We start from the raw sequence: 26496 nt of genomic DNA, 5'->3' as shown, positions 1-26496 counted from the left end.
GCTCTCCCTATGTTCAAGTTCTGATGACGGGCCATTGGCCCGGAAATGTTGCGAAGCACTCTGCGGTGCGTGCCCGTGTCTCGATCGGGCGATGAGGAGCAACGCCCAATCCGGACGATGGTCTGGCTCATTCCCACAGTTCGAATTAGTGTACCGATCGGTCCAATCGCAGACAGCCAGGGCAAACCAGTAATGAACCGATCGGTACAATACGGGAGAAAAGGGGGCGAAGCGATATACTTTTGGGATGGAAAACACACAGCAAATTGGCAATCGACGCGGCCAGCGATCGCGCCAGGAAATTCTCGACGCGGCTGCCCGCGTGATGTCGGCCTATGGCTACACCGGCACGTCGATGTCGGCGCTGGTCGAAGCAACCGGAATCCCGAAGAGCGCGATTTATCATCATTTCGGCTCCAAGGCCGGGCTGTTGGCGGAGGTGATGGCCCAAGGCGCGCGGGGCTTCTTCGCCGCGATGCGCGAAGCTCACCAGAATCCGCCCGAAGGCGGCACGTCGCGCGAGCGTCTGGGCTGGTATCTGAAGAAGACGGGGGAGGTGTTTCAGCACCGCGAGAACTTCCTGCGCCTGTTGGTCGTCATGGTGATGAGCAACGAGGCCGCGGAGCCGGAGGCGATTCAGACGGTGGTCGAGGTACGCAACGAAGGCCGCGACTATATGCGGGAAATGATCCGCAGCGCGTTCAGCGCTGAAGGCGATGCCGCCGCGTCAGCGGTCGCCGACGAACTGGCGTATTTCGGCATGCTCGGTTTCGACGGCGCTTTCGTCTCCTTTCAATCTGGCGACAACAGATCGATGGAAACACACATGGCGCAACTCACCGATGCGCTGATTGCGCTAGGCGAAGCGCGTGCCGCGTCGTTCCGGGAAGCGACACGGGCAGCGGGGCGCAAGCGCGAGGCTAAACCGGCGAAGGACTCTGGCAGGCTGGCGGAGAAACGGCCGAAAAGCAAAGCGGTGCAAAAAGGCGGCATCGCTGGCTGACTCGGCCTCGGGGCGTTGGTGTACGGGACGTTGAACGCGTGGAGCGGCGTTGCGCGGACCGCGCGCGCAACGCCCATCTTCTATGCTTACAGGTTCGCGCCCCGCAGATCGACGACGCGTTTCGCTTTGCCGGTACCGGTCATTGGAATATGTCCGGCAAGCGCGACCGAGACCGTCGTCGACACGCCGACCATCGTCTTGATGCGATGCTGCAGTTCGCGCGCGAGCGCTGTGCGATCGTGGTCGCTCAACGACTCGCCGACTTCCGGCCGCGCTTCGACGCATACCGCCAGAGAATCCAGATGCCCATCGCGTTTGACCGTCAATTGATATTGCGCGCTCAGCTTGGGCATCGCGAGAATCAGCTCCTCGATCTGGCTCGGGAACACGTTGACGCCTCGAATGATCAGCATGTCGTCCGAGCGTCCGGTGATCTTTGCGAGCCGGCGCATCGCGCGGGAAGTCGGCGGCAACAGCGAGGTCAGATCGCGCGTGCGATAGCGGATGACCGGCATGGCTTCCTTCGTCAGCGAAGTAAACACGAGTTCGCCTTCGCTTCCATCCGGCAGCACCTCGCCGGTCACGGGATCGATGATCTCCGGGTAGAAGTGGTCTTCCCAGATCACCGGGCCGTCTTTGCTTTCGATGCACTCCGCCGCGACGCCGGGGCCCATCACTTCGGAAAGGCCGTAGATGTCGACCGCGTCGATGCCCGCCCGCGTTTCGATTTCACTGCGCATGGCCTGGGTCCAGGGCTCGCCGCCGAAGACACCGACCTTCAGCGACGATTCGGCCGGATTCATCCCTTGCCGCGTCATTTCGTCGATGAGATTGAGCATGTAGGACGGCGTGACGAGAATGATCGACGGTTCGAAGTCACGGATCAGCTGAACCTGCTTTTCCGTCTGGCCGCCGGACATCGGCACCACCATGCAGCCGAGCCGCTCCGCGCCGTAGTGAATGCCCAACCCGCCCGTGAACAGGCCATAGCCGAACGCGTTGTGCAGCGTGTCGCCGCGACGGCCGCCGGCAGCGCGGATCGAACGCGCGACGATGTCGGCCCACGTATCGATGTCGCGTGCCGTGTAGCCCACGACCGTCGGCTTGCCCGTGGTCCCGCTCGATGCATGCACGCGCACCACCTGGTCGCGCGGCACCGCGAAGAGACCGAACGGATAGTTATCGCGCAGGTCCTTCTTCGTCATGGTCGGAAACTTTGCCAGATCGGAGAGTTCCTTCAGATCGTCCGGATGCACGCCAGCGGCATCGAACGCCTTGCGGTAATGCGCCACGTTGTCGTAGGCATGGCGGACGGACCATTTGAGGCGCGTCAGTTGCAGAGCCTGCAGCTCGTCGCGGCTGGCGCGTTCGATCGATTCGAGTTCGTCGGATTGGGGGATGCGTCGGACCATGGGAGTCTCCGGAATACTGGAATTGGGTTGATTCGAGTCAGGCTGCGCTGTCGATGGCAGGGCGGGCGTGCCATGACGCACGCGACCACGACAGTGCGGCTAGTAGCGGTGAAACGCGGTACCGGTCTTCACCGTAATGGGTGCAGAGATTGCTCAGCACCGTAGAGAACACAGCGACGCCCGCCTTATCCGCCCACTGCAGCGGGCCCAACGGATAGTTGACGCCTCTTTCCATCGCCAGGTCGAGATCCGCGGCCGTGCACACGCCCTGGTTGACTGCATCGGCCGCTTCATTCACGAGCATCGCGACGGTCCGCATCACGATCATGCCGGCCACATCGGCCATCGGCACGACCGCGTAGCCCGCCGCCTGCATCGCGCCGACGACAGCCGCATAGGCCGAATCGCTGCATTGCCGCGCACGGGTGAGCGCGACCGTGCTGCAGCCGGCGTAGTCGAGCGCGAGATCGACGAGCACCACGTTGTCGTGATTCATGTCGTGGGCGCATTGAGTCGCGGTGCGCCCGTCGGTCAGTCGCAGCAGCGCGTCGTCAATCTGGGCGACCACACCGTCGACGCGTTCCGTTTCGGGCATCGTCGCTGTAACGAGTCCGGCATCCAGCAGCCGTTGTTGAAGCCGCGCGATCACGCCGGACTGCGGGAACAGTTTGACGATCCGCGGAGAATCCGTGGGCGGCGCGAGCCGCGGGCACGGGCGCGTGGCGTTCGGACCATATTCGTAGAAGCCACGTCCCGATTTGCAGCCCAGAAAACCCGCGTTGACCAGTTCCTGCTGGATCAACGACGGCGTGAAGCGCGGATCGTTGAAATACGCGCGAAACACCGATTCGGTGACCGCGAAATTGACGTCGTGTCCGATCAGGTCCATCAGTTCGAACGGTCCCATCCGGAAGCCGCCTGCCTCGCGGATCACCTCATCGATCGACTCCGCACTCGCTGCCTGCTCGTTCAGAAGCCGCAGACCTTCGGCGTAAAACGGACGCGCCACGCGGTTCACGATGAAGCCGGGCGTCGAGCGCGCGTAGACAGGTGTCTTGCCCCACGCGGCGGCCGTCTCGTACACGCAGCTCGCGACGTCCGCCGATGTGGCGAGGCCACTGACCACTTCGACCAGCGCCATCACGGGCGCGGGATTGAAGAAGTGCATGCCCACGAGGCGCGAAGCAATCTTCAGCGTCGCACCGATCGCCGTGACCGAAATCGACGAAGTGTTGGTCGCGAGAATGCAGGCGTCGTCCACGTGCTCTTCGAGCTCGGCAAAAATCTTGCGCTTCACTTCCAGCCGTTCGGCGACGGCTTCAATGACGAGCCCCGCATCGCGCATCGCGGCGAGCTGGTCGACCGCAAACAGCCTTCCGTTCGCTTGAGCGGCAGCCGTCGCGTCGAGGCGGCCCTTGTCGACGAGCCTCGCGAGATTCGAGGCGATGCCCTTAATGGCCTTGGCGACCGTAGCGGCATCGAGATCGAACAGCGCGACCCGGTGTCCGGCGAGCGCGGCCACCTGGGCGATGCCCGCACCCATCGCGCCCGCGCCGACGATGCCGACGATCGTGGAAGTCTTCAATGCGTTCGACATGCTAGTGGCTCCGCTCAAACGCGCTCGATTGCAATCGCGATGCCCTGGCCAACGCCGATGCACATCGTGCAAAGCGCGAAGCGTGCATTGCGGCGTTCGAGTTCGTAGGTCGCCGTGGTGACCAGCCGGGCACCCGAAGCGCCGAGCGGATGGCCCAACGCGATCGCACCGCCGTTCGGATTGACGCGGGGATCGTCTTGCGCGACGCCGAGCCGGCGCAGCACCGCGATACCCTGCGACGCGAACGCTTCGTTCAGTTCGATCACGTCGAACTGGTCGAGCGTCATGCCGAGGCGCGCAAGCAGCTTCTCGGTTGCCGGTGCGGGTCCGATGCCCATGATGCGCGGCTCGACGCCCGCCGTAGCCATACCGAGGATGCGGGCGCGCGGCGTCAGATGATTGCGCTTCGCTGCCTCTTCACCTGCGATGAGCAGCGCGCAAGCGCCGTCGTTGACACCCGAAGCGTTCCCCGCCGTCACCGTTCCGTTGGGGCGCACGACGCCTTTGAGTTTTGCCAGCGCCTCGAGCGACGTCTCACGCGGATGTTCGTCGCGATCGACCACGAGGGGCTCGCCCTTCTTTTGGGGAATGCGCACTGCGGTGATTTCCTGAGCCAGCGTGCCGTCGGCCTGAGCGCGTGCAGCGCGTTGCTGGCTGAGCAGCGCAAAGCGGTCTTGCGAGTCGCGGTCCACGCCGAAGTCGTCGGCCACGTTCTCCGCGGTTTCGGGCATCGAGTCGACGCCGTACTGGCTGCGCATCAGCGAATTGACGAAGCGCCAGCCGATCGTCGTGTCATGGATTTCGGCCGAGCGCGAGAACGCCGTCGCCGACTTGCCGACCACGAAAGGTGCGCGCGTCATGCTTTCGACGCCGCCCGCAATGTAAAGATCGCCATCGCCCGCGCGGATCGCGCGCGCGGCGCTGCCCACCGCGTCCATCCCCGAGCCGCACAGGCGGTTGATCGTGGAGCCGGGGACGTCGATCGGCAAGCCCGCGAGCAAGGCGGACATGCGTGCGACGTTGCGATTGTCCTCGCCGGCCTGGTTCGCGCATCCGTAGAGGACGTCCGCGACCTGCTGCCAGTCCACCGACGGATTGCGCTGCATCAGCGCGTGAATCGGCACGGCGCCGAGGTCGTCCGCGCGAACGTCCTTCAGTACGCCTGCATAACGTCCGAACGGAGTGCGAATGGCATCACAGATAAAGGCTTCGGTCATGGTGTTTTCCGGTAGAGATATTGAACGATTCAGGCTTTGCATCCGCAACAGGGTTGCGCGGTGCGATCAGACATGGGCGGGTTCGCTCGGCGGCACGTGGCGCCGGACCTGGACCACGCGGAACCGGTTGGCGACGAAAGCCGCGTCGGTGAGTGATGCGTTGGCAGCCGGATTGCCGCCGGTGCCATGAAAATCGGAGAAGGCCGCGGACTGGTTCACGAACACGCCGCCCGTCAGATTCACGGAAAGCGCAACGCCACCGCGCAGTGCCGCCTCGTAGGTGGCGTCGACCACTTCTTCACTGGTGCTGTAGACCGACAACGTCAGTGCGCCGCGGGTCCTGGCAATCCGGCCCGCGAGTTCGACCGACTGGGCGGTCGAGTCCGTCGCGACGACGAACGCTATCGGGCCGAACCATTCCGCCGCGAACGTGGCTTCGTCTTTGCGGGCGTCCAGTCGCGCAAGCAGCGGCGTGCGCACTTCGGCATCCGGCCACTCGGGGTGGGCGAGGGTGCGGCTGTCGAGCAGCAAGGTGCCGACTTTGCGGGCGCGCTCGATGCGCGTCAGCACACCGGCGTTCTGGATCGCTCCGGTCACTTCGACTGCCTTGGCGGCATCCGTTGTCAGCTTGTTGACCGACTCGACGAGCGCTGCCGCAACGGCGTCGAACGACATGACGCCGTGCGCCGTCTTGATGCCGTCGCGCGGCACGTAGATGTTCTGGGGCGCGGTGCACATCTGCCCCGAGTACAGCGCGAGCGAGAATGCGATGTTGCGAACGGCGGGCCCGATGTCGTCCACCGAATCGATGATGATCTGGTTGACCCCGGCCTTTTCCGTGTAGACGGAGGCTTGCCGCGCATGATGTTCGAGCCAATAGCCGTTGGCCGAACTGCCGGTAAAGTCGATCAGACGAACTTCCGGACGGGTGGCCAGCGCCTGAACGGTCAGTCCATCGTCGGGGTCGGTGGCGAAGAGCGTGACGACGTTCGGATCGAAGCCGGCTTCGGCAAGCACTTCGCGTGCTATCCGGACCGTGATCGCAAGCGGCAGGATCGCAGCGGGATGAGGCTTGACGACCACGGCGTTGCCGGTGGCGAGACTGGCGAACATCCCCGGGTAGCTATTCCACGTCGGAAAGGTGCAGCAGCCGATCACGAGGCCGATGCCGCGCGGCACGACCGTATCGTGCTTTGCCATCATCAGCGGCGGGTTCTTGCCTTGCGGCTTCTCCCAGTACGCTTCATCGGGAATACGGCGCAGTTCGTTCCACGCGTAGGCGATCGCTTCCAGCGCGCGGTCCTGCGCATGCGGCCCACCCGCCTGGAAGGCCATCATGAACGCCTGCCCGGTGGTATGCATCACACTGTGCGCGATCTCGAAGCTTGCCTTGTTGAGTCGCGCGAGGATCTCGAGGCTGACCCCGATCCACGCCTTCGGTTCTGCCTTTCGCCATTCGGCTTGTGCCGTTTCGACAGCGGCGAACAGGGTGTCGGCGTCGGGCTTCGGATACCGCACGTTCAACTGCAAGCCAAACGGCGATTTTTCCTTGCCGGCCGTGCCGTTGTTGCTCGGCTGGTCGAGTTCGAAGTGCTGACCGAGATGACGTCTGAAGGCGGCTTCGCCGTCGGCCGCCGCGGTTTCGCCGTATGCCCTGGGACTCGGCATTTCGCTGAACGGACTCCAGTAGCCGCGAGTGTGGATCGCGGCCACCGCTTCGTTGAGAATCTTCTGGTGCTTACTGAACAGTGAATGAGACATGAGATGGAACTCTGATCGAAAACAGGGGTGTCACGCGCTTGCGCTTATCGTTCGTCGTAACTGACGACGACCTTGTCGCTCACGGGATGACACTGACACGTCAGCACGAACCCGTCGCGGACCTCGTGTTCTTCGAGCGTGTAGTTCTTTTCCATCTTCACTTCGCCCTCGAGCACCTTCGCGCGACACGTGCAGCACACACCGCCCTTGCACGCATACGGCAGCGCGAGACCGGCGCGCAGCCCGACGTCGAGCACGCTGACGCCCTGATACGGCAGGCGCAGCTTGCGCCGCTTGCCGTCGAGCACGATTTCGAGGTCGGCCGCGGGCGTGTCCGCGGTGATCTCGACGGGCGGCACACCCGCCTGCGGCAGCGGCGTGCCGAAGCGCTCGACGTGCACCTTCGCGGGCGGCACGCCGGCAGCCTTGAGCGCCGCCTCGGCCGCATCCATCATCGGCGCGGGGCCGCAGATGAAGGCCTCGTCGATCGCGTCGGCCGGCAGCAGCTGTTCGAGGAACGCTGCGCACTTCTGCTGGTCGAGCACGCCGTTGAACAGCTCGACGTCCTGCAGGTCGTCCGACAGCACGTGATACAGCACGAAGCGGTTCATGAAGCGGTTCTTCAGATCCTCGAGCTCCTCGGCGAACATGATCTGGTCGACGCTGCGGTTGCCGTACACCAGCGTGAACGTGCTGCGCGGCTCGACTTCGAGCGTCGTCTTGATGATCGCGAGCACCGGCGTGATGCCCGAGCCGCCCGAGAACGCGAGGTACTGCTGGCCCTGTTCCGCGTTCAGGTGCGTGAAGAAGCGGCCGTCCGGGGTCATCACGTCGATCGTGTGGCCGGGCTGCAGCGTGTCGAACGCGAAGTTCGAGAAACGCCCGCCGCGCACGCGCTTGATGCCGATGCGCAACTCGCCGTCGCGGTCGTAGTCGGTGACACCCACGCAGATCGAATACGAGCGGCGCGTTTCCTCACCGTCGATATGCGTCTTCAGCGTGACGAACTGGCCCTGCGTGAAGCGATACTGGTCGCGCAGTTCGGGCGGGACTTCGAAGGCGACCGACACCGCATCGGCGGTTTCGGGACGTACTTCGCGGATACGCAGCGGATGGAATTGCGGGGTGGCCATATCAGTACGGTTTGAAGTAGTCGAAGGGTTCGCGGCAGTCGAGGCAGCGATACAGCGCCTTGCAGGCGGTCGAGCCGAACTGCGCGAGTCGCTCGGTGTGTGCGGAGCCGCAGCGCGGGCAGGCCGGTGCGGGCAGCGCGCGTGGCACGAAGCGCAGCACTTTTTCCTGTGGCGCAGACGTCGCGGCTGAACCGCAGTTGCCGGTGGGCGGCGCGATGCCGTAGACGCGCAGTTTTTCGCGCGCTTCGGCGGTGATCCAGTCGGTGGTCCACGCCGGTGCGAGCACGGTGGCCACGCGGTACGGCGTCAGTTGCGCGGCCTCGAGCGCACGGCCGATGTCCCCGGCAATCTGCGACATCGCCGGGCAGCCCGAGTAGGTCGGCGTGATCACGACTTCGAGCGCGCCGTCCGCCGCGCGTCGCACGTCGCGCAGGATGCCGAGCTCGCGGATCGAGACCACCGGGATCTCCGGGTCCGGTACCGCTTCGAGCACGCTCCACGCGCGGGTGAGCGCGGGATCGGTGGCGGCGGTCGTGGCGGGGGTGTTCACGGGCTGCGGGGCGGTCGAGGTCGTCATCGCGGGCTCACCAGTTCGCGCCCGGATGCTGGCGCGCAAGGCTCTGCATCTCGGCGAGCACGAAGCCCATATGCTCCGAATGCTCGCCGTGCTTGCCGGTGCTCACGTGCCGCAGCGCCGCGGGCAGCGTCAGCGTGGCGGCGTCGAGCGTGGCGCGCACGTCGTCGAGCCATGCGGCTTCCAGCGCCGAGGTGCGCGGGCCGATGCCCGCCGCGGCGATCGCGTCTTCCACCGCGTCCGCGCTGAAGAACTCGTACGTGTACGGCATCAGGTAGTCGAGCGCGGCCTGCGCGCGACGGTGCGATTCGTCGGTGCCGTCGCCGAAGCGGATCAGCCACTCGCCCGCGTGATGCACGTGGTACTGCGTTTCCTTGATCGACTTCGCGGCGATCGCGGCGAGCTGTTCGTCGGTGGAGCCCGTCAGCGCGCCCCACAGATGCCTCATCAGCGTCGAATACAGGAAGTTGCGCACGATCGTGACCGCGTAGTCCTTCTGCGCCTGCGCGGTGCCGGCGAGCGGGCCGTAGTGCGGCAGCTCGGCGAGCGTGTAGTTCGCGAATTCGCGCTCGGCGCGGAAGTACGCGTAGTCGTCTTCGCTGCGCTGACGGCCGGTGAGCTGCTGCTCGAGCGCGGCCGCGTGCGTGTACAGCAGGCGCGCCTGGCCGATCAGGTCGAGGCTCATGTTCGACAGCGCGATGTCCTCTTCGAGGATCGGGCCGTGGCCGCACCACTCGGCGTTGCGCTGACCGAGAATCAGCGCGGTATCGGCGAGGCGCAGCACGTACTGCAGATGTTCGGGCGTGATAGAGGTCGGGGACATAGTGGTCATGGCGCGCTTACATGTGGTTGACTTCGTCGGGCAGCGTGTAGAACGTCGGGTGGCGATAGATCTTGTCGCCCGCCGGTTCGAACAGCTCGGCCTTCTCGTCGGGCGCCGAGGCGGTGATCGCCGAGGACGGCACCACCCAGATGCTCACGCCTTCCTGGCGGCGCGTGTAGACGTCGCGCGCCATGCGCAGCGCCATCGGCGCGTCGGCCGCGTGCAGACTGCCGCAGTGCTTGTGGTCGAGGCCCTGCCTGCTGCGCACGAACACTTCCCAAATCGGCCATTCCTTGTTCATTGCTGATCTCCTGATTCCTGACTGTCGCTGATCTTTCGCGGGTGTTTCGCGGGTCTTTCGCGGGTCTTTCGCGGGTGTTTCGCCGTGCCGCTCAGGCGGCGTGCTGTTGCGCGCGCTGGCGCTGCTTGTCCGCATGGGCGAGTGCGGCTTCGCGCACCCAGGCGCCGTCTTCATGGGCCTTCACGCGGGTCGCGAGGCGCTCGCGGTTGCACGGGCCGTCGCCATTGACGACGCGCCAGAACTCCTCCCAGTCGATGTCGCCGTAGTCGTAGTGGCCGCGCGCCTCGTTCCATTTGAGCTCCGCATCGGGCAGCGTGACGCCGAGCACCTTCGCCTGCCCGACGGTCGCGTCGACGAATTTCTGGCGCAGATCGTCGTTGGTGATGCGCTTGATGCCCCATTGCGCCGACTGGTTGCTGTGCACCGAGTCCTTGTCGCTCGGGCCGAACATCATCAGCACCGGCCACCACCAGCGGTTCACCGCCTGCTGCACGAGCTCGCGCTGCGCGTCGGTGCCGGCCATCATCGCGAGCAGCGCATCGAACCCCTGGCGCTGGTGGAACGACTCTTCCTTGCAGATGCGGATCATCGCGCGGGCATAGGGCCCGTACGTGCAGCGGCACAGCGGGATCTGGTTCATGATCGCCGCGCCGTCGACCAGCCAGCCGATCACGCCGACGTCGGCCCAGGTGGGCGTCGGGTAGTTGAAGATGCTTGAATACTTGGCCTTGCCCGCGTGCAGCGCGTCGATCAGCTGCTCGCGCGACACGCCGAGGGTTTCGGCGGCGCTATACAGATAGAGCCCGTGGCCGGCCTCGTCCTGCACCTTGGCGATCAGGATCGCCTTGCGCTTGAGGCTCGGCGCGCGGGTGATCCAGTTGCCCTCGGGCAGCATGCCGACGATTTCCGAGTGCGCGTGCTGCGAGATCTGCCGCACCAGCGTTTTGCGGTACGCGTCGGGCATCCAGTCCTGCGGCTCGATCTTGCCGTCGGCTGCCATGACCGCGTCGAAGCGCGCCTGTTCGGGCGAATTCGCATCCGCGTCCAGCGGGGCGACGTTGCCGGGGATATCGAGGGATTGGGTGTACATCTGCACCATCCAGAAAAAGTGGCAATGTGACGCAGTATAAATTAACCGACCGGTCGGTCAATTGAATTTTACTTTCGGTCGCCAAGTGGCATAGGATCGGGGATACCCTCGGCATCTTTGTGCACGCGGGCGAGATTGCTCTACCCTCAATCCATCCAGGAGGTAGTGATGTCACGGACTGTCAGGTTTTCCGAGGCCGGTGCGCCCGAAGTGCTTCGATTCGTCGAAGAATCGGTCCGCGGCCCAGGCCGCGGTGAAGTTCGCATCAACGTGAAGGCGATCGGTCTGAATCGCGCGGAAGCGATGTGGCGTACCGACCGGTACATCGAGCCTGTGCGCTTTCCGGCCGGGCTCGGGTACGAGGCGGCCGGCATCGTCGACGCGGTGGGCGAGGGCGTCGTCGATTTCGCACCCGGAGACGCGGTCAGCGTGATCCCGTCGTTCTCGATGAATCAGTACTTCACCTACGGCGAAGTCATCATCGTGCCGGAGCATGCGGTTGTCAGGCATCCGAAGTCGCTTTCCTTCGCCGAGGCCGCATCGGTGTGGATGATGTTCGTGACCGCATATGGCGCGCTGATCGAAGATGCGAAGGTGGGCGCGGGCGACCATGTCGTCGTGCCGGCCGCTTCGAGCAGCGTTGGCCTGGCGGCGATCCAGCTAGCGAATTACGCGGGCGCGACGTCGATCGCGGTCACGCGCCATGCCGCCAAGAGGCAGCAGTTGCTCGACGCGGGCGCCGCCCACGTGATCGTGACGGACGAGTCGGACCTTGTCGAAGAGATCATGCGGATCACGGACGGGAAGGGGGCTCGCGTCGCTTTCGATCCGGTCGGCGGCCCGAACTTCGCGAAACTGATCGAGGCGTTGTCCTTCCAGGGGATCGCGTATCTGTACGGCGCGCTCGACGAACGTGCCACGACGCTGCCGGTGCTGCAGATGATCGCCAGGATGAATTCCGTGAAGGCGCACAACATCTGGTTGACGAGTGGCGACCCGACGCGCCGCAAGGCCGCGGTGGAGTTCGTGCTCAAAGGCCTCGAAAGCGGCGCGCTGAAGCCGGTCATCGATCGCACCTTTGCGTTCGACGAGATCGTCGACGCGCACCGCTACCTCGAAACCAACGGGCAGTTCGGCAAGATCGTGGTAACGGTATAGCCGAAGGCCTGGCATTGCGCTGAGCAGGCTTCCCTTGCGTTTCAGGAGACCACATCGGCGAGCGGCCGCCTCGGCGCATGACGTACGCGCGGGCCGCGCCCGACGCGAAGCAGCAGCTGCGGAAACGCGTCCGTGCGCAACAGCGTGCGCAGCCGCTCGCGCAGCGCGTCCACTTCGATCGGCTGGTTCAGGTAGGAAGCGGTCAATCCCACCGATGCCGCGACCAGCAACATCCGTTCGAGCGCCTGTCCCGCCGCGAGCCATGCCTCGCGGTCGTCGCGCATCGTCGCGATACCGACCATCAGCGGCGAGCCATCCACGAGGTGCTGATGAGTGGCCGGCTGTCCCGCACCCGCATCGAACACCCGGACGGCCATGCTGACGAGCGGCGCCGCGAAATCGAGCAGCGCGCCCACAGCGGTACCGTAAGCGGGCATGCCATCGTCGCGCCGCCGCGGGTGAATCCAGCTGGCGAGCTCGCGCCTGAAACGCGGGTCGGCGAACTGCGCTCGATCCGCATCGGCGATCAGTTGCGCGAGCGCCTCGCGCGCGGTTTTCTGCTCCACGCAGCAGGCGAGCGCGCCCTCGTCGTCGCAGGCGTCGCTTAGCTTGCGTTGCAGTGCGGCGGGAACGGGGTTATCGACGAACGGCGCACGTGTCGTCACGCGCTCGGTCAGCGCGTCGAAAAGTTCATGGAGGTGCGGGTCGCGAGGCCCGTCGCGCGAGACGCGCACGAGCGCCAAGATGTCCGGATCCGCTTCCGCTGGAAACAGTGTGATCGCATAAGCGAGACCGAGACGGCACAGCGCCACGCGAAGATTGAACAAGGCGGCACCGCAACTCATCAGAAGTTCGCGATCGAAAGGATCGACCACGGCAAGCGCGCGCATGCGGTCGGCGCAGATCTGTACGGTCTCGCCGTCGACGATGAACCGCCACGGTTGCGTGTTGTGATTCGACGGCGCGAGTACCGCATAGTGCAGCGCAAAGCGCAATTGCTGTTCCACTGGCGTGGAGGCGGGGAAGTGCGGTTCACCGATTTCCCAGGCATCATGTTGCGCGGCATCGCTCATCTCGAAGTCTCCTGTCGGATCAGGGCCGCAAGCGCGCGGTTCGTGTCGTTATCGTGTCACCGGGCGCCGTGGCAGGGAAGCACTACAAATCGTTCTCGTCGTCGAACAGCTTATGGCGGATCGCATAGCGAACCAGCCCGTTCTCGTTCGGCATCTGCATTTTTTCGAGGATGCGCGTCTTGTGCGTGCTGATCGTTTTCACGCTGACGCAGAGTTCATGGGCGATTTCGGTGATGCTCTGGCCTTCGACGAGGCGCCGGAACACGTCGAACTCGCGGTCGGACAACCGCTGATGCGGCAGCGTGTCGGCCGGCTCGTTCAGATTCTGCGCGAAGCGTTCGGCCATCGCGAGGCTCACATAGACGCCCCCCGACGCGACTTTCGTCACCGCGCCGACCAGTTCCGCGCTTGCGCTTTCCTTGGTCAGATAGCCCGATGCACCCGCCTTGAACGCGCGCACCGCGTATTGCTGCTCGGCGTGCATCGTCAGCACCAGAATCCGCAAATCGGGGTTTTCCTCCTTGATCTGCTTGATCAGTTCAATGCCGTTGCGCCCCGGCATCGACAGGTCGAGCACGAGCACGTGTGCCTGGGTCGCGCGAATCAGCGCGATCGTCGTCGCGCTGTCGCACGCTTCTCCGGCTACCTCGAAACCGTTCGCTTGCTGCAGGATATGGCGCAGTCCGTCGCGCACGAGCGTGTGGTCGTCGGCCAGCAACACCTTGATCATCGGGTGATCTCTTCCGGTTGTGTCCATTGGCAGGAAAACCTGAAGCAATCGCGAAGTACGCGCCTTTGCGCTGTATCGATGCGCATGGAATCGCCGGGCATCGACGCGTGTTCGCGCACGCAAGTCGATTTTAGTCGGCTTTTCGGGCCGTTGGCTCCGATGCTTTCGCGATCGGCGGCTCGTTCACGATCCGCTATCCACTGACCGATTGCCCGGCTAACACGCGGCATCCGTAATACGCGATGCAGCCGCGACGGTTCGTATACCCGGCTGCATCAACTCGATCACCGGTCGCCAGAACGCGGGCGAGTCGAACGCTGCCATCGGTACAGCGGTGTCGAACGATAAGGTCAGCGCCTGTTCCGCCGGCGTCAGTGGGTCGGCGCTCGCGAGTTGACGGGTGAGCGTGGCGGTGTCCGCGTCGGACAGATCGCGCGGACCACGCCGGCGCGCTTCGATGCGTTGCGCGAGCACCGCTGGATCGGCGCGAAAGTCGAGAATGCGGGCCGGTACGCTAAGCCGTTCGGCGAGTGCGAAAAACGTGCCGCGCTGACTCGATTCGAGAAAGGTCGCGTCGACGATCATGCTGTGACCGCTTTGCAGCACGCCGTGCGCGAGTCCAAGCAGGTGATCGTAGATCGCGTGACGCGCAGCTTGCGTGTAGTGCTCGGCGCCGAGCGTCATTTGCGCGTTGGCCACTGGCCGCATGCGCTTGCGTTCGGCATCGCTCGACACGCGTACCGCGCCGCACAGGTCCGCGAGAGCCCGGCTCGCGACCGATTTCCCCGAACCGGAAAAGCCATGACACAGCAGCAGAACGGGTCGCGGCTTCTCTGTTTGCGCCCGCGCCACTTCGAGGTAGCGCAGGGCCGGTTGCGGGACCGCGACGTTGCGGCCGGCCACGTGTCCCGCTTTCAGGCACGCGACCCACGCCCGCACCAGCGCCCGATAGGCGATATACAAAGGCATCAGAGACAGCGCCGCATAGTCGCCCGAGGTTTCCAGCCAACGGTTCAACAGGCGATTGGCGAGACGCGGTTCGGCTCGCGCGCACAGGTCCATCACGAGAAACGCGACGTCCGCCGCGACGTCGATCCAGCGTAGCGCTTCGTCGAAGTCGATACAGTCGAACATCGCGATGGCGCCGCGCCAGCGAACCACGTTGTCGAGATGCAGATCCCCATGGCAGCCGCGCACGAAACCCTCGGCGCGGCGCCGCTCGATCAGCGGCGCGAGTTCGTCGAGCTGTCGCGCGCACCACGCGGCAATGCCGGGCAGCGCGGGATGGCTGCAATTGGCCAGCAGCGGTGCGTTGATGGTTTCGACCTGGGTTCGCACCAGCGTCGCGCTGCCGTAGCGCGACGAGGGCGCGTTGCGCGGTGCGCTCAGGTGATAGTCGGCGAGCCGCTGCGCCGCGCCGTCGATGTCGCGCGGCGTCAGTGCTCCGTTTGCCGCGAGGCTCGAAAAGAGCATCGCCTCGTCGAAGCGGCGCATCTTGACCACGTGCTCGACAGCGACGCCGCCGGCGCAGAGCGCCAGCACGCCGGCACGCCGCGCAATCGGTATCACGCCGGCGTAGATGCCTCGCGCGAGCGGCCGGTTCAGGCGGAGCTGGGCTTCGCAGCAGCGCTGGCGTGTCGAGGCGGAGGTAAAGTCCGCGAAGCCCGGTGCGACGGGTTTGATGATCTTGTACGCGAAGCGCCCGGCGAGATACACGACGGATATATGCGTTTCGATTCTGACGATCCTGCCCGCCGGATGACGGTAGGTGCCCGGCCTGCGCAGCATCGCGTCGAGTCCGCGCAGGCTGCGCCGCGCGGCGCGCAATCGGTTGGCGGCATGCTGGATGCCGCGAAGTGTGGCATCAACCCGGCGTGCGGAAGGCTTGCGGCTCGGCGGCGAATTCATGCCAGGCTCCATGTCGCGACGAGCGGCGCGCCGGGCCGCGTGTCAAGGAGAAACACGAGCGTCTGATTCGACACGGTTGACCTCCACGTAGTGGGACGGACGGCGCGCGCCTTGCGTGCGAGCCAAAATCGTCTACTCATTTAAGTCATCGCGTATGGTAACCGGCTTGATCTGTATCGACGAGGCGGTCAAGCGCACGAGACCGGCGTACGCTTCCATATGAAGTGGCGCGGGAGCACCGTTTGACCCCGGTCGAACCGCGTGCGATCGTGGCAGCGACGCGCGGGTGGAGTAGCGGATGAAGCGATTCGATATTTTCAATGGCGATGCCGACGGCATTTGCGCGCTGCATCAGTTGCGGCTCGCCGAGCCTGCCGACACCATCCTCATCACCGGAGCCAAGCGCGAGGTCACGCTGCTGCACCGCGCGAACGCGCGGCCGGGCGACAGCGTGACGGTGCTGGATATTTCGCTCGATGCGAACCGCGCTCCACTCGTCGCATTGCTGGCTCTTGGCGTAAAGATCGACTATTTCGATCATCATTACTCGGGCCCGATACCCGCAAACGCATTGCTGACGACGCATATCGATACCTCACCGGATATCTGCACGGCGCTGCTCGTGGACCGCCATCTGCAAGGCCGGTACACGCGCTGGGCGGTGGTCGCGGCCTATGGCGACAATCTGCATCCGGCAGCGCACCGGGCCGCCGCTGCGTGCGCGATGAACCCGTCCGACGAGCGCAAACTGCGCGAACTTGGCGAAGCGATCAACTACAACGCGTACGGGGATAGCGTCGCCGATCTTGCCATCGATCCCGTCGACATGTACCGCGCAATCCAACCCTATGCGGACCCGCTCGAATTCATTGCGTCGACCAGCGTGTTGCCCGAACTGCAGGCGCGGCGCACGGAAGACCTCGAACTGGCGTTGGGACAAGTGGAAGTCCGGCGGCTCGCCAATGCAACGCTGCACATTCTTCCCGACGCGGCGTGGGCGCGGCGCGTGCGAGGCGATTTCGCGAATCTCGTCGCGCGACGCGACCCGGCGCGAGCGCACGCTGTACTGACAGCCGGCGCCGATGGCCGATACACGGGCAGCGTACGGGCTCCGCTCGATTGCCCGCGAGGCGCCGACGTCCTTTGCAGAAAGTTCGGCGGAAACGGCAGGGTCGCTGCCGCGGGTATCGATGGGCTCGATCGCGGGCGGCTCGACGAATTCGCGGCAGCGTTCAGCATCGCGTTTTGCGGCGAATCTCGGGGGGCGGGCGGCCGGTAACCGATTGCTGCATCATCGGTTGGTCAGCGGGGGCGGGCTTGATGCAGGTCAACGATTGCCGGCCGCTGCGCATCGATCATTGGGCTGTACTGGAACCGGGGGCTGATCATCAGTGGCCGGTTCTTTGCGATACGCGGATCGCGCGGCGGAATCGACGCGTTGCAACGACGGGTCGACACGCCGGGCGAGCGGATTCGAAGTGGGTGCCGAAGGGAACACGGCGACGCGTCCTTCAGCGCCTGTCCATTGCGTCGCCTCGTGCCAGCCTGCATCGATGTGCGGCAGCGCAAGGCACTCGATATGGAGATCACTATGCAAGCCTCGGACATCATGACGACCCAGGTCGTGTCGATCGCACCGGACAGCTCGGTCTACGACGCGGCAAAGCTGCTGGCCGACAGCAAGATCAGCGGCATGCCCGTTCTCGACGACAAAGGCAGCGTGATTGGCATCGTCAGCGAGGGCGATCTGCTCCGGCGTGTCGAAACCGGCACCGAAACGCCGCGGCGCTCGTGGCTCGCCCAGTTCATCGCGCCTACGCGTCAACTCGCGGTCGAGTATCTGAAGGAGCGTTCGATTCGGGTGCGTGACGTGATGAGCGCCCCGGCCGTCACCGTCGATGAATCCGCGCCGCTGACGGCGGTCGCCGAACTGCTCGGGCGCAAGCACATCAAGCGTCTACCCGTCTTGCGCGACGGCAAGCTCGTCGGCATCGTCAGCAGGGCCAATCTGGTGCGCGCGCTCGCGAGTTGCGCGCCCGCGCAGCTCGATTCGCAACCGTCGGACGAGCAGATTCGCGCCGCGATCCTGAAGGAACTCGAAGGACAGCGTTGGGCGCTGGACGCCGACGACCTGATCGTCACGGATGGCGTCGCTCATTGCTGGGGGCCGATACGCTCCGAGGAAGAGCGCCAGGCGATCCTCGCCGCCGCCGCGCGCGCGCCAGGCGTAAAAGAAGTAAAGGATCATCTGGAGTATCCGGTCCCATTCACGCCGATGTGAACAGGGTCGCTTCGGTCACGCCACTGGGCCTCGCTGTCGAGCAGCGCGTCGAGCTTGTGAAGGCGCATCTCCCAGATCAGGCTCAATACATAAAAAGAGTCTTCCAGTCCTTGCAGGCAGTGTCGCGCAATGGGTTGATCGACTCTGCCAACGGCAAGTCCATGCACAAGCGCGCGTTGCCGCAGCAGACGTCGATGTGATATGGCGACCCGGGCCCGTGTGGCGGCTTCGTAGCGCAGCGCCGCGGACAGCTCCGGCGATTGCGCGTCGCTACGCGCAGTCGTGTCCGCGGCGCAGGCGAATGCATGATCACGGAGTTCGGTAACTTCTCCATTCATGACGGCATCCATTGTCTGTTTTGCGGATCATGCAGTGCACGTGGTCAGCCCCGAGATTGCCCGATACCTGAATGTGTCGTGGCGGCGGCGTCCGTCTGCTCCTCGGAGACTGGCGCGGTTCGGCGCGCGGGAATTGCCAGCACCGGGCGTGTGGTGCTGCGCAGTATCTGTTCGGCCACGCTACCCAGCGGTGCGTAGCCGGGGCCGCGTCGACCGTGCGTGCCTATCACGATGACATCGGCCTGCAGCTTCGCCGCGGCGACTTCGATGCGGTGGGCGACGTCCTCCTCGGGGCGCACGAGATCATCGATTTCTGGCGTGCCCTGCACACCGTGCCGCGCCATGGTCCCGACGCAGTGCTTCATGATCCGTTCGCCGTCCTGCCTGAGCGACTCGCGCATGGCTGCCGCGTTGATGCCCGGCACTTCAGGAAGCATGACCGGCAAATCGATGACGAACAACGGATGCAAGCGCGCGCCGGTATCAGAGGCGAACTGCAGCGCTGTCTCGAACGCCTGGGCGGCGCTCTCGCTGCCGTCCACCGCGACCAGAATGTTGGAGAACATCGTCGGCCTCCGGGTCTCGCGTGTTGTCGGTATTCATGATCAGCCACGGGTTCCGATCAACTACTGACCTACGTCAATCGAAATGCGCTTTGATTGCCCTGCGTCGAGGTACGCTTGATGCTGCCGATCGATGGCATAGTGACCGAGGCAACGCGCCCCGGCGTGGCGAGGGAGGAAAAGTGATGGGCAACCGGTTTCGCGACCGCGCCGACGCTGGCAGACAGCTGGCCCACGCGCTGCGCGACTATCAGGGGCGCGGCGATCTGGTCGTGCTGGCCCTGCCGCGCGGCGGCGTGCCGGTCGCGTTCGAAGTCGCGCGGGAGTTGCGTGCGAAGCTCGACGTTCTCGTCGTCAGAAAGCTTGGCGCGCCTCAAGACGAGGAACTGGCGATGGGCGCCATCGCCTCCGGGGGCGCCCTTCACCTGGAACGGTCGGTACTTCGCGAACTGCAAATCAGTGACGCCCAATTGACCGCTGTGATCGCGCGCGAAAGGGCGGAACTCGCGCGCAGGGAAGTGGCGTACCGTGGGGACAGCCCCCCGGCGGCAGTGCAGGGCAAGACGGTGATCGTGGTCGACGACGGCATCGCGACGGGGGCCTCGATGCATGCGGCGATCGACGCGCTCCGTGGCAGACATCCTGCCCGGATCGTGGTGGCGGTCCCGGTGTCGCAATCCGATGCGGCGATGTCATTCGAAGGAATCGCGGACGCGTTCGTCAGCGTATTGCAGCCGGACCTGCTGATGGGGATCAGCGGGTTCTATGTGAATTTCGACCAGACGACCGATGAAGAAGTCCGCGCGTGTCTCGCTGCGGCGCGCGGTTGGGAGCCCGAGCAGAGCTCGGACTCAGTCGGGTGACGGTGCAGCGAACGGATACACGGCGGCAGGCCGTGTCGAACCTGGGGCATGTATCGTGAATTCAGGAACCATTTGTACGCGGGACGTCACCGTCTGCCGACGGCAAGCGACGGTTCTCGAAGCCGCGCAGCTGATGCGCGAACAGCATGTCGGCGACCTCGTGGTGGTGGAGACGATCGGCGGACACAGCGTGCCTGTCGGGATGCTGACCGATCGCGACATCGTGCTGGCGATCGTGGCCAAGCAGGCCAACCCCGAGAAGATCTTCGTGAACGACGTGATGTCGTCACCGCCCGCGCTCGTCGCCGAGGGGGACAATCTCTGGCTTGCCGCCTCGCGCATGCGTCTGAACGGCGTGCGGCGCCTGCCGGTCGTGGACAGCGCTGGCGCGCTTACCGGCATCGTGTCGCTCGACGATCTGCTCGAGGCGCTGGCTGGACTTCTGACCGAGCTATCGCTGGTGACGGATCGCCAGCCCCACATCGAAGAGAAGAACCGCGCGTGACGCCGACCCGATGCACGCATTGACCCGGATCAACATCCGCGCGGCGAGGCGCCGTAGGCTTGTAAGTGGAACGCCGGTCGGACAGCGGCCAACAGGACGACGCGATTGACCGGATGCGATTCGACTGTCTTGATCGAAGGCACCGCAAATCATGGAAGACGCACTCGAAAGGCGCACGCTGCTGCTTCATCTGGGGCGCGTGATGCAATTGATCGTTCGGCTCGACGATATGGCGCCGGGCGCGGCAACCATTGGCGAGCTGATCGCGCGATACCCGATTCTCGATGACGAGCCGCTGCTCGCGCAGCTGCGCCCTGATATGCCCGTGGACGCGTTCAGAACCCGTGCGCTTCACGCCTTCTGCCTGTGGCCGCAACAGTTGCTTGACAACCCGCTCGACCGGGACGCGCTGGCTGCATCCGTGCGCGCGTCCCTGTTCAGTGACCATCCGCGGGGCTGGCGTGCCTACGTGGTCGGCTTGCGCCGCGACATCGCGTGGTTCGATGCGAAGCCGGCTAAGCGGCGCGCTTCGCGTGGCGTCGCGGACGTGGCGCCGTCGCTTCCGGACGACGGCCCGCCGGCACTCGACGCGCCGGCCGGCCGAGGCATCGCGACGGACATCGAACGCGGCTTCGGCGCCGCGGGTCATCCGATTGAAAGCGTGGAAGGGGCGAAACGGCAAGACGAAGGCCGCGCCGACGAGCAACGGGGCGCGCAGTGAGACTAGCGCTCAGCCGTCGTCGACTGTCGGGAGATGACGTGTCGATGGCTCATGTTCCGAGCGACACGTACAAGAGCACGATCGGTGCCTTCGAACCATTCGGCGTCGCCGAGCGTAATGGCGCGCCGTAGGTGCAGCGAAAATCGACGAATCTCGACCATTGGAAGCGCACGCCGGCGCCGACGCCCGCGAGCAGACCGGGATTGTTCTCCGCTGGCTGATCGATGGTGGTCCATACGCGGCCGGCATCGAAAAACACAAAGGGTTGCACGACTGCGTTGCTCGCGCCGAGAGCGATCGCAGGCGTGCGCACCTCGGTCTGGATGTTCCAGCCGCGATCGCCGAGCGTCACGTACGGGTCGTAGCCTCGCACACTGGACTCCCCGCCGAGCCCCATCTCCTCGCTCGGCAATAACGTGTTCGGCGTCCACTGCAACGTTCCGTTCGTGACCAGTGTGAAGCCCGCCCCAAGCGCGGTGGCGCGCGACGCAGTCAACTGCATATAGATGTAGCGGGCGGTCGCGCCCTGCCGCGCGGCGTTGAATGCCGCGTCCTGGTTGCTGCCATCCCATCCACCCGGACTGGCGACGAGTGTCGCCGCGGCATGCGCCGTGCCCGCCTCGGTCGGTTTGCTGATGTTGTAAGCCAACACGAACTGATGGATGTGCGTGTTCGAGTTGAAAACCTGGGAGCCGCCGAATTCCAGATCGTTGTTGCTCCGCTTGAAGTCGTATCCGATCTGGACGAGCTGGGTCGTGTCCGTGATGGTCGGCAATCGCAAGTCATAACGGAAGCTAAGCTGCGCGGAAATGCCCGTTTGCCCATACGTGTCGGGCAGGCGGGGCGTGCTCTGCGCGTACACGCCGAACAACTCGATCGTGTCGAGCCAGGGCAGCGGCGCTGCGTAGTTCAGCGCGTGCGCGGTGAAGCGGGCGCGGTTCGGGCGGCCTTCGATATCCGGATTGCCGCTGAAAAAATCGTTGCTGGCCGTGAATTGATAGGCGATCTGCTGATCGAGCCCGAACAGGTTGCCGTAGCCGATGCCCGCAAAGAACCGGTCACGGCCGAGGTCCGGCACGCCTTCATTGTCGTAACCCGCGCTGACCCGAAACGGCAGACGGTCTTCGGTTTGCAGCACGACGTCGGTCGTGTCCGCTGCTTCACCGGGTGCAAACACTGCATCGACCCGTCGATAAGGATTCGCGTTCAGCACAGCGAGTCCCTTCGAGATCGTCGCTTGCGGGATCGGTGCGCCGGGTTCGAGCGGCATTTCACGTTCGAGAAGCCTGCTCGAAAAGTAGCTGTTGCCGCTGGCATGAACCCGCCCGAGCTTGAATTCCGCAACGGCGATACACACGACCCCCGAGCTGACGTCCTGTTCCGGCACGTAGACGTCGACGAGTGGCTTTCCCGCCGCCCGATACCGCGCGACCACCGCGCGGCGAATTTCGGCGAGGCGGCCGAAAGTCAGCGGCTTGTCCAGGTCCGTGGCGAAGCTCTGCAGGAACGCGTCGTCGAGTACGGGCAGTCCTTGCGCGACGATGCGTTGTTGCTGCGTCGGTGATGCCGTCGCGTGCTCACCGGCCGGTTCGAAGACGAGCCCGGCAAGCCGCTCGACTGCGATCCGTGCGGAGTCCGCCTGGCTTTCCGGGAAGGAGGGCGGCGGCGCGCTTCGCGGCGCCTGCGGGGGGGGGTGAGGCGCGACATCGCGCCATGCCTGTGCCGCTGCGGGCGAGGTCTGCATGATGGCCGCAACGCACGACGCGATCATCAGGACAGCAGTGCAGTCGGCGGATCGCGGTTTCATCGATCGTCTGGCTGCAAAGCGCTGAACCCAGTGACAGCGGACTGCGGCGACGAGGCGCGCGCGTCGCGCTGCCAGCGATGCCATCGCGCATGTAATACGAGCCTGCCGTTGTTCATCGCGATACCTGTTGACGGGTGTGGTGCATCGAATGCGGAGCCGCGCGTCGAAATCATTCTAGTCGAACCGTCTGGCGCGAAATTCCAAAAGAATCGGGAATCCTCTGAATGCCGCCAGCTACTTCCTGCCGCGTCTTGGGTATGCAGGAGACATTCAGTAAGGGTATCCACCATGTGTAACTGCCGCTGATCTTGTCTTTACTCCTCCAGACTTGTCATGCAACTATTCGTGTTTCCAGGCCATCGTTGCACAAGGTCCAGTCGCGTTCGACTACAACGGTCCGGCGCCTGCGCCGACCGTCCCGGCAATCACCGGAGTGACGATTTCCAACTGTGATTTCGGCACGCCCGCTGCCGCGGGGCCTGCTAGCGCCAGCACGCCGGGACCGATCTACCTCTACAACGTGCACGACATCACGTTGCAGAACGTGATCATCGCTGGGCAGACGCTCAATCAGACGCTGTCGGATCCGCGCTAAAGGCGACGCGCCAAAGAGCGGCGAGGCGCCGCTCTTTGGCGTCGCAAAGCCGAAGTGAAGCCGTCGCGTGCGGGGCTCTCACGACGCGGTGTTCTGCAACTCGTGCGACTCGCCGAGCAGACTCGCCGCGTAGGCTGGAACATTCGCCGCTGGCAGTGGCGCGGCGAAGTAGTATCCCTGAACGATCTCGCAGCCGGCCTCGGCAAGAAAAGCCAGTTGCTCCGCTCGTTCGACGCCTTCCGCGACGACTTCGAAACGCAGGTTGCGGGCAAGTGCGATGATCGCACCGATGATCGTCTCATCCGCACGACTGCTGCCAATGCCGCGGATGAACGACATGTCGATCTTCAGACGGTCGGCGTGGAAGCTGCGCAGATAAGCCAGGCTCGAGTAACCGGCGCCAAAGTCGTCGATCGCTATGGACACGCCAATGTCGTGCAGCGCGCGCAGCGTGGGCAGGGCGCCAGGGGCAACCAGACCTCCTTCGGTAATCTCCAGTTCCAGCCGGTTCGCGGCCAATTGCGACGCGGCAAGAGCACGGCGCACGACTGCGCCGAAATCGCTCAACGTAAGCTGGCTCGGCGACACGTTGACCGACATGCGCAGCCCCGGCAGCACTTCTTCCCAGCGCTTTGCCTGTACACAGGCAGTTTGCAGCACCCATTCTCCGATTGGCGCGATCAAACCGATGTCTTCGGCCAAGGGAATGAACGTCGTCGGGCTGACCGTGCCGAAGTCCGCGTCGTGCCATCGGATCAGCGCCTCGACTCCGCTCAGCCGGTAACTGCGTATGTCCACTTGCGGCTGGTACACCAGCTCGAAGCCGTTCTGCTCGACGGCATTGCGCAGCTTGTGGGATAGCGCGATGCGCTGAGCCGCTTCATGTGCGAGGGAAGGCGCAAATCGCTCGACGCCGTTACGCCCGCCTGCCTTGACGCGATACATCGCGAGGTCGGCGTGTTTCAGCAGGGTTTCGCAGTCTGTGCCGTCCTGCGGATAGCAACTGACCCCAACGCTCATCCGGACCCGCAGTTGCATGTCGTCGATTTGCACCGGTTCGTCCAGCGTTTGCGTCACGCGCGCCAACAGCGCGCAGAGTTCGGCATCGCCGGTGGAACCCTTCAGCATCGTCACGAACTCGTCGCCGCCATAGCGGGTGACCACGCCATCCGATCCGACCGAGGCCGACAGCCGCCGCGCAACTTCCTGCAACAGGCGATCGCCGGCGCCGTGGCCCAGGCTGTCGTTGATGTCCTTGAAATGATCGAGGTCGATGAACAGCAGCGCGAACTCGTGACCCTCGAAGATCGCCGTGTCGATCAGTTCACGCAGCGTCACGCGGTTCGGCAAGTCCGTCAGCGCATCGCGGCGCGCCTGCCTGACCAGCAGATCGCGCGATTCGATGAGCTCCGTCAGGTCGCTCACCACGCTGATGTGATGCGTAACCTTTTCCGACTCGTCGCTTACCTGTGCAACGTATAGCTGATACCAGAACTCCGTTCCGTTCGCGCGACGGCTTTTCGTCAGCGTGGTGGCCTCGCGTTTCCCGGCAATCGCCGTACCGATCTGTTGCCACAATCCGGGTGTTTCCGGCCGCGCTGAGTGATCGCCTGCATTCTGCGGGCGCGCATAGCCAGTTATTTTCTCGAATGCCGGGTTCGCGTATTCGACCACGTCGCCGCTCGGATCGGGTCGCGTGATGAGCACGCCGTTGCCGATCGCGTCGAGTGCACGGCTTCGCAGCAATAGCGCGAGTTCGGCATTCTTTCGCTCCGTGACGTCGACGGCCGTGATGAAGCACGCTCGATGACGGCCATAGGTGAGGAAGTGGTACGACAGTTCGACGTAGACGGGCGTGCCGTCGCTGTGCCGATGCCGGCATACACCGGCCGAGCCGCTGGTGGTGGCCGCAGCCAGCTGCGCGTGCAGATCGCGCAGAAATGACGGCAGGTCGGCTTGCGCATACAGGGCGGCCATGTCGAGCGAGCATAGCTGACGGCGCGTGCGTCCGTACTGGGATGCGGCGGCGCGGTTCGCAGCGAGAATCGATAGCGTCTCGACGTCGAAAATCAACATCGGCAGTGGATGATGATCGAAGTACTGACGGAACCGGCGCTCGCTTTCTGATGCGATGACGCGCGCGCTTTGCCGCGCGAGACGGGCGCGATAGTGAGCAATCAATGCATAGCAAAAGAGAAAACAGGCCGCCAGCGCCGTGGTCGCAAGCACGGTCCGTTCTATCACCAGGTGGCGCGTCGCGCTGTCGGATGCAGCCCTCAGGGAAGCGGTCTGCGCGTCGCGGAGGGTCACCAGCTCGGTGACGATGTTCGCCAGCATGCGGTTCGCTGCGAGCAGCTCGGGGCTGTCCACCGAGGCGTGGCCATCCGCGACGTGCGCACGTACCGCGATGTCGGCCAGAAGCCACGCCCAGCCGGCCGTCTCACCGCGCAGACGCCGTACCGCCAGTTGGCTTCGCGGGTCGCTCGCGTAACTTTGTTCCAGCCGGTCGAAGCAGGTGGCGGCCAGCACGACACGCTGCACCGGCCACGCGAAGGATGCCACCCGTGCACTGTCGAGCCCCACCAGGAAGTCGGCGTTCGCCTGAATATGCACTGCTTGCAGCGTTTCGATGTCATCGCGGGCACGCAGCGCGTGAATGCGCTCTGCAACGGACCGCTCGTGCCATATCAGCGTGTAACCAATGCCGACAGCGAAAATGACGAGGCCGGTCAACACCAGTGCGACGGTGATGATCAGTTGCCGGTCGACGCCATGTCGCCGCCTCCACCGGCCTATGACGCCAGCGATGCCGAAGCTTGAAATATATTGCATCGATTCAGAATCAGCGCGCGTGAGTGCAGAACATTGATACTCGACGGCGGCATGGCTGTGCGTCAGCATCTTTTACCGGTTATTGCGCGCGGTAACCGGGCTATTGTCTCCTCAGTGAAGGTATCGGCAGCGAGACGAAGAACTTGAGAATCAAGCTGCTTCGGCCGTAGTTTCGACGACCGGCCGTTCGACGGAGAACGTTCAACAGTCA

At 64.6% G+C, this 26496-nt stretch carries 23 protein-coding genes and 1 pseudogene; 8 read left to right on the top strand and 16 right to left on the bottom strand.

Features of this window, described 5'->3' with window-relative positions; all coding sequences use genetic code 11:
- Positions 1 to 325: 325 nt before the first annotated feature.
- The gene (locus QFZ94_RS34255; protein WP_429462462.1) at positions 326 to 1003 is read left to right on the top strand and encodes a TetR/AcrR family transcriptional regulator; all 678 of its coding nucleotides are present in this window, start codon (positions 326 to 328) and stop codon (positions 1001 to 1003) included.
- Positions 1004 to 1089: 86 nt separating this feature from the next.
- Here QFZ94_RS34255 and paaK read toward each other — a convergent pair whose 3' ends face one another.
- The 9 genes from paaK to paaA all read right to left on the bottom strand — a co-directional run bounded on the left by paaK (position 1090) and on the right by paaA (position 10911).
- Complete coding sequence (gene paaK, locus QFZ94_RS34250) at positions 1090 to 2415, bottom strand: phenylacetate--CoA ligase PaaK (protein ID WP_410849980.1); 1326 nt, start codon at positions 2413 to 2415, stop codon at positions 1090 to 1092.
- A gap of 37 nt (positions 2416 to 2452) precedes the next feature.
- Positions 2453 to 4012, bottom strand: coding sequence for a 3-hydroxyacyl-CoA dehydrogenase (locus tag QFZ94_RS34245; RefSeq protein ID WP_429462459.1), 1560 nt, complete (start codon positions 4010 to 4012; stop codon positions 2453 to 2455).
- 14 nt (positions 4013 to 4026) lie between these two features.
- The gene (gene pcaF / locus QFZ94_RS34240; protein WP_368587744.1) at positions 4027 to 5229 is read right to left on the bottom strand and encodes a 3-oxoadipyl-CoA thiolase; all 1203 of its coding nucleotides are present in this window, start codon (positions 5227 to 5229) and stop codon (positions 4027 to 4029) included.
- A 66-nt stretch (positions 5230 to 5295) separates the two neighbouring features.
- Positions 5296 to 6990 (bottom strand): phenylacetic acid degradation protein PaaN, encoded by a 1695-nt coding sequence (gene paaN / locus QFZ94_RS34235; protein ID WP_429462457.1) that lies wholly within the window; start codon positions 6988 to 6990, stop codon positions 5296 to 5298.
- A gap of 44 nt (positions 6991 to 7034) precedes the next feature.
- The gene (paaE, locus tag QFZ94_RS34230) at positions 7035 to 8123 is read right to left on the bottom strand and encodes a 1,2-phenylacetyl-CoA epoxidase subunit PaaE (protein WP_013094343.1); all 1089 of its coding nucleotides are present in this window, start codon (positions 8121 to 8123) and stop codon (positions 7035 to 7037) included.
- A gap of 1 nt (position 8124) precedes the next feature.
- Positions 8125 to 8700 (bottom strand): 1,2-phenylacetyl-CoA epoxidase subunit PaaD, encoded by a 576-nt coding sequence (paaD, locus tag QFZ94_RS34225; protein ID WP_410849977.1) that lies wholly within the window; start codon positions 8698 to 8700, stop codon positions 8125 to 8127.
- A gap of 7 nt (positions 8701 to 8707) precedes the next feature.
- Complete coding sequence (gene paaC / locus QFZ94_RS34220; protein WP_429463614.1) at positions 8708 to 9520, bottom strand: 1,2-phenylacetyl-CoA epoxidase subunit PaaC; 813 nt, start codon at positions 9518 to 9520, stop codon at positions 8708 to 8710.
- Between the two features lie 16 nt (positions 9521 to 9536).
- On the bottom strand, positions 9537 to 9821 hold the full coding sequence (gene paaB, locus QFZ94_RS34215; RefSeq protein ID WP_410853326.1) for a 1,2-phenylacetyl-CoA epoxidase subunit PaaB: 285 nt from the start codon (positions 9819 to 9821) through the stop codon (positions 9537 to 9539).
- A 91-nt stretch (positions 9822 to 9912) separates the two neighbouring features.
- Positions 9913 to 10911 carry a 1,2-phenylacetyl-CoA epoxidase subunit PaaA gene (gene paaA, locus QFZ94_RS34210; protein WP_410853325.1) on the bottom strand — a complete coding sequence of 333 codons (999 nt, stop codon included), beginning with the start codon at positions 10909 to 10911 and terminating at the stop codon, positions 9913 to 9915.
- 168 nt (positions 10912 to 11079) lie between these two features.
- On the opposite strand from paaA, the gene QFZ94_RS34205 reads away from it, so the two are divergent.
- Positions 11080 to 12069 carry a zinc-dependent alcohol dehydrogenase family protein gene (locus QFZ94_RS34205; RefSeq protein WP_429462454.1) on the top strand — a complete coding sequence of 330 codons (990 nt, stop codon included), beginning with the start codon at positions 11080 to 11082 and terminating at the stop codon, positions 12067 to 12069.
- A 41-nt stretch (positions 12070 to 12110) separates the two neighbouring features.
- Here the strand turns inward: QFZ94_RS34205 and QFZ94_RS34200 are convergent, their stop codons facing one another.
- From QFZ94_RS34200 to QFZ94_RS34190, 3 genes are all read right to left on the bottom strand, one after another.
- Positions 12111 to 13142 carry an Acg family FMN-binding oxidoreductase gene (locus QFZ94_RS34200; protein ID WP_429462452.1) on the bottom strand — a complete coding sequence of 344 codons (1032 nt, stop codon included), beginning with the start codon at positions 13140 to 13142 and terminating at the stop codon, positions 12111 to 12113.
- 82 nt (positions 13143 to 13224) lie between these two features.
- Positions 13225 to 13872 (bottom strand): response regulator, encoded by a 648-nt coding sequence (locus QFZ94_RS34195; protein WP_410851751.1) that lies wholly within the window; start codon positions 13870 to 13872, stop codon positions 13225 to 13227.
- 216 nt (positions 13873 to 14088) lie between these two features.
- A complete protein-coding gene (locus tag QFZ94_RS34190; protein ID WP_429462449.1) occupies positions 14089 to 15780 on the bottom strand; it encodes an AAA family ATPase in 1692 nt (563 codons plus the stop codon).
- A gap of 298 nt (positions 15781 to 16078) precedes the next feature.
- On the opposite strand from QFZ94_RS34190, the gene QFZ94_RS34185 reads away from it, so the two are divergent.
- Both QFZ94_RS34185 and QFZ94_RS34180 read left to right on the top strand, forming a co-directional pair.
- Positions 16079 to 17059, top strand: a complete 981-nt coding sequence (locus QFZ94_RS34185; RefSeq protein WP_429462447.1) for an acetyltransferase — start codon at positions 16079 to 16081, stop codon at positions 17057 to 17059.
- A 312-nt stretch (positions 17060 to 17371) separates the two neighbouring features.
- Positions 17372 to 18061 carry a CBS domain-containing protein gene (locus tag QFZ94_RS34180; protein ID WP_368586438.1) on the top strand — a complete coding sequence of 230 codons (690 nt, stop codon included), beginning with the start codon at positions 17372 to 17374 and terminating at the stop codon, positions 18059 to 18061.
- Here QFZ94_RS34180 and QFZ94_RS34175 read toward each other — a convergent pair.
- Positions 18025 to 18411, bottom strand: coding sequence for a hypothetical protein (locus QFZ94_RS34175; RefSeq protein ID WP_368586437.1), 387 nt, complete (start codon positions 18409 to 18411; stop codon positions 18025 to 18027). The two genes, QFZ94_RS34180 and QFZ94_RS34175, sit on opposite strands and share 37 nt — an antisense overlap.
- A gap of 32 nt (positions 18412 to 18443) precedes the next feature.
- Positions 18444 to 18965 carry a universal stress protein gene (locus tag QFZ94_RS34170; protein ID WP_429462445.1) on the bottom strand — a complete coding sequence of 174 codons (522 nt, stop codon included), beginning with the start codon at positions 18963 to 18965 and terminating at the stop codon, positions 18444 to 18446.
- 182 nt (positions 18966 to 19147) lie between these two features.
- Between QFZ94_RS34170 and QFZ94_RS34165 the strand changes: the two genes are divergently transcribed.
- From QFZ94_RS34165 to QFZ94_RS34155, 3 genes are all read left to right on the top strand, one after another.
- Positions 19148 to 19825: a phosphoribosyltransferase gene (locus QFZ94_RS34165; RefSeq protein ID WP_429462443.1), complete on the top strand. Its 678-nt coding sequence runs from the start codon at positions 19148 to 19150 to the stop codon at positions 19823 to 19825.
- Between the two features lie 55 nt (positions 19826 to 19880).
- Positions 19881 to 20330: a CBS domain-containing protein gene (locus QFZ94_RS34160; protein ID WP_429462441.1), complete on the top strand. Its 450-nt coding sequence runs from the start codon at positions 19881 to 19883 to the stop codon at positions 20328 to 20330.
- Between the two features lie 151 nt (positions 20331 to 20481).
- Positions 20482 to 21051, top strand: a complete 570-nt coding sequence (locus QFZ94_RS34155) for a hypothetical protein (protein ID WP_429462439.1) — start codon at positions 20482 to 20484, stop codon at positions 21049 to 21051.
- Between the two features lie 49 nt (positions 21052 to 21100).
- On the opposite strand, the gene QFZ94_RS34150 is transcribed toward QFZ94_RS34155, so the two are convergent.
- Entirely contained in the window at positions 21101 to 22822 is a 1722-nt protein-coding gene (locus QFZ94_RS34150; RefSeq protein ID WP_429463612.1) for a ShlB/FhaC/HecB family hemolysin secretion/activation protein, read from the bottom strand.
- A gap of 379 nt (positions 22823 to 23201) precedes the next feature.
- Between QFZ94_RS34150 and QFZ94_RS34145 the strand changes: the two are divergent.
- Positions 23202 to 23453 (top strand): annotated as a pseudogene (locus tag QFZ94_RS34145) (endopolygalacturonase); the annotation flags it as partial.
- 78 nt (positions 23454 to 23531) lie between these two features.
- Here the strand turns inward: QFZ94_RS34145 and QFZ94_RS34140 are convergent.
- Positions 23532 to 26285: a putative bifunctional diguanylate cyclase/phosphodiesterase gene (locus QFZ94_RS34140; protein WP_429462437.1), complete on the bottom strand. Its 2754-nt coding sequence runs from the start codon at positions 26283 to 26285 to the stop codon at positions 23532 to 23534.
- Positions 26286 to 26496: the final 211 nt, after the last annotated feature.

The sequence above is a fragment of the Paraburkholderia sp. JPY465 genome (genome assembly GCF_050436725.1).
GTDB lineage: Bacteria > Pseudomonadota > Gammaproteobacteria > Burkholderiales > Burkholderiaceae > Paraburkholderia > Paraburkholderia youngii.
The sequence above is the reverse complement of the archived record's forward strand: the minus strand, read 5'-3'. Positions and strand labels throughout refer to the sequence as shown.

Excerpts from the sequence above, each read along its gene's own strand:
- paaE (WP_013094343.1), bottom strand. The coding sequence starts at position 8,123 with ATGGCCACCCCGCAATTCCATCCGCTGCGTATCCGCGAAGTACGTCCC.
- QFZ94_RS34150 (WP_429463612.1), bottom strand. The coding sequence starts at position 22,822 with ATGATCGCGTCGTGCGTTGCGGCCATCATGCAGACCTCGCCCGCAGCG.
- QFZ94_RS34205 (WP_429462454.1), top strand. The coding sequence starts at position 11,080 with ATGTCACGGACTGTCAGGTTTTCCGAGGCCGGTGCGCCCGAAGTGCTT.
- paaN (WP_429462457.1), bottom strand. The coding sequence starts at position 6,990 with ATGTCTCATTCACTGTTCAGTAAGCACCAGAAGATTCTCAACGAAGCG.
- QFZ94_RS34195 (WP_410851751.1), bottom strand. The coding sequence starts at position 13,872 with ATGATCAAGGTGTTGCTGGCCGACGACCACACGCTCGTGCGCGACGGA.
- QFZ94_RS34155 (WP_429462439.1), top strand. The coding sequence starts at position 20,482 with ATGGAAGACGCACTCGAAAGGCGCACGCTGCTGCTTCATCTGGGGCGC.
- pcaF (WP_368587744.1), bottom strand. The coding sequence starts at position 5,229 with ATGACCGAAGCCTTTATCTGTGATGCCATTCGCACTCCGTTCGGACGT.
- QFZ94_RS34200 (WP_429462452.1), bottom strand. The coding sequence starts at position 13,142 with ATGAGCGATGCCGCGCAACATGATGCCTGGGAAATCGGTGAACCGCAC.
- QFZ94_RS34185 (WP_429462447.1), top strand. The coding sequence starts at position 16,079 with ATGAAGCGATTCGATATTTTCAATGGCGATGCCGACGGCATTTGCGCG.
- QFZ94_RS34170 (WP_429462445.1), bottom strand. The coding sequence starts at position 18,965 with ATGTTCTCCAACATTCTGGTCGCGGTGGACGGCAGCGAGAGCGCCGCC.
- paaA (WP_410853325.1), bottom strand. The coding sequence starts at position 10,911 with ATGTACACCCAATCCCTCGATATCCCCGGCAACGTCGCCCCGCTGGAC.
- QFZ94_RS34165 (WP_429462443.1), top strand. The coding sequence starts at position 19,148 with ATGGGCAACCGGTTTCGCGACCGCGCCGACGCTGGCAGACAGCTGGCC.
- QFZ94_RS34255 (WP_429462462.1), top strand. The coding sequence starts at position 326 with ATGTCGGCCTATGGCTACACCGGCACGTCGATGTCGGCGCTGGTCGAA.
- QFZ94_RS34180 (WP_368586438.1), top strand. The coding sequence starts at position 17,372 with ATGCAAGCCTCGGACATCATGACGACCCAGGTCGTGTCGATCGCACCG.
- QFZ94_RS34245 (WP_429462459.1), bottom strand. The coding sequence starts at position 4,012 with ATGTCGAACGCATTGAAGACTTCCACGATCGTCGGCATCGTCGGCGCG.
- QFZ94_RS34175 (WP_368586437.1), bottom strand. The coding sequence starts at position 18,411 with ATGGATGCCGTCATGAATGGAGAAGTTACCGAACTCCGTGATCATGCA.
- paaB (WP_410853326.1), bottom strand. The coding sequence starts at position 9,821 with ATGAACAAGGAATGGCCGATTTGGGAAGTGTTCGTGCGCAGCAGGCAG.
- paaC (WP_429463614.1), bottom strand. The coding sequence starts at position 9,520 with ATGTCCCCGACCTCTATCACGCCCGAACATCTGCAGTACGTGCTGCGC.
- QFZ94_RS34190 (WP_429462449.1), bottom strand. The coding sequence starts at position 15,780 with ATGAATTCGCCGCCGAGCCGCAAGCCTTCCGCACGCCGGGTTGATGCC.
- paaD (WP_410849977.1), bottom strand. The coding sequence starts at position 8,700 with ATGACGACCTCGACCGCCCCGCAGCCCGTGAACACCCCCGCCACGACC.
- QFZ94_RS34140 (WP_429462437.1), bottom strand. The coding sequence starts at position 26,285 with ATGCAATATATTTCAAGCTTCGGCATCGCTGGCGTCATAGGCCGGTGG.
- paaK (WP_410849980.1), bottom strand. The coding sequence starts at position 2,415 with ATGGTCCGACGCATCCCCCAATCCGACGAACTCGAATCGATCGAACGC.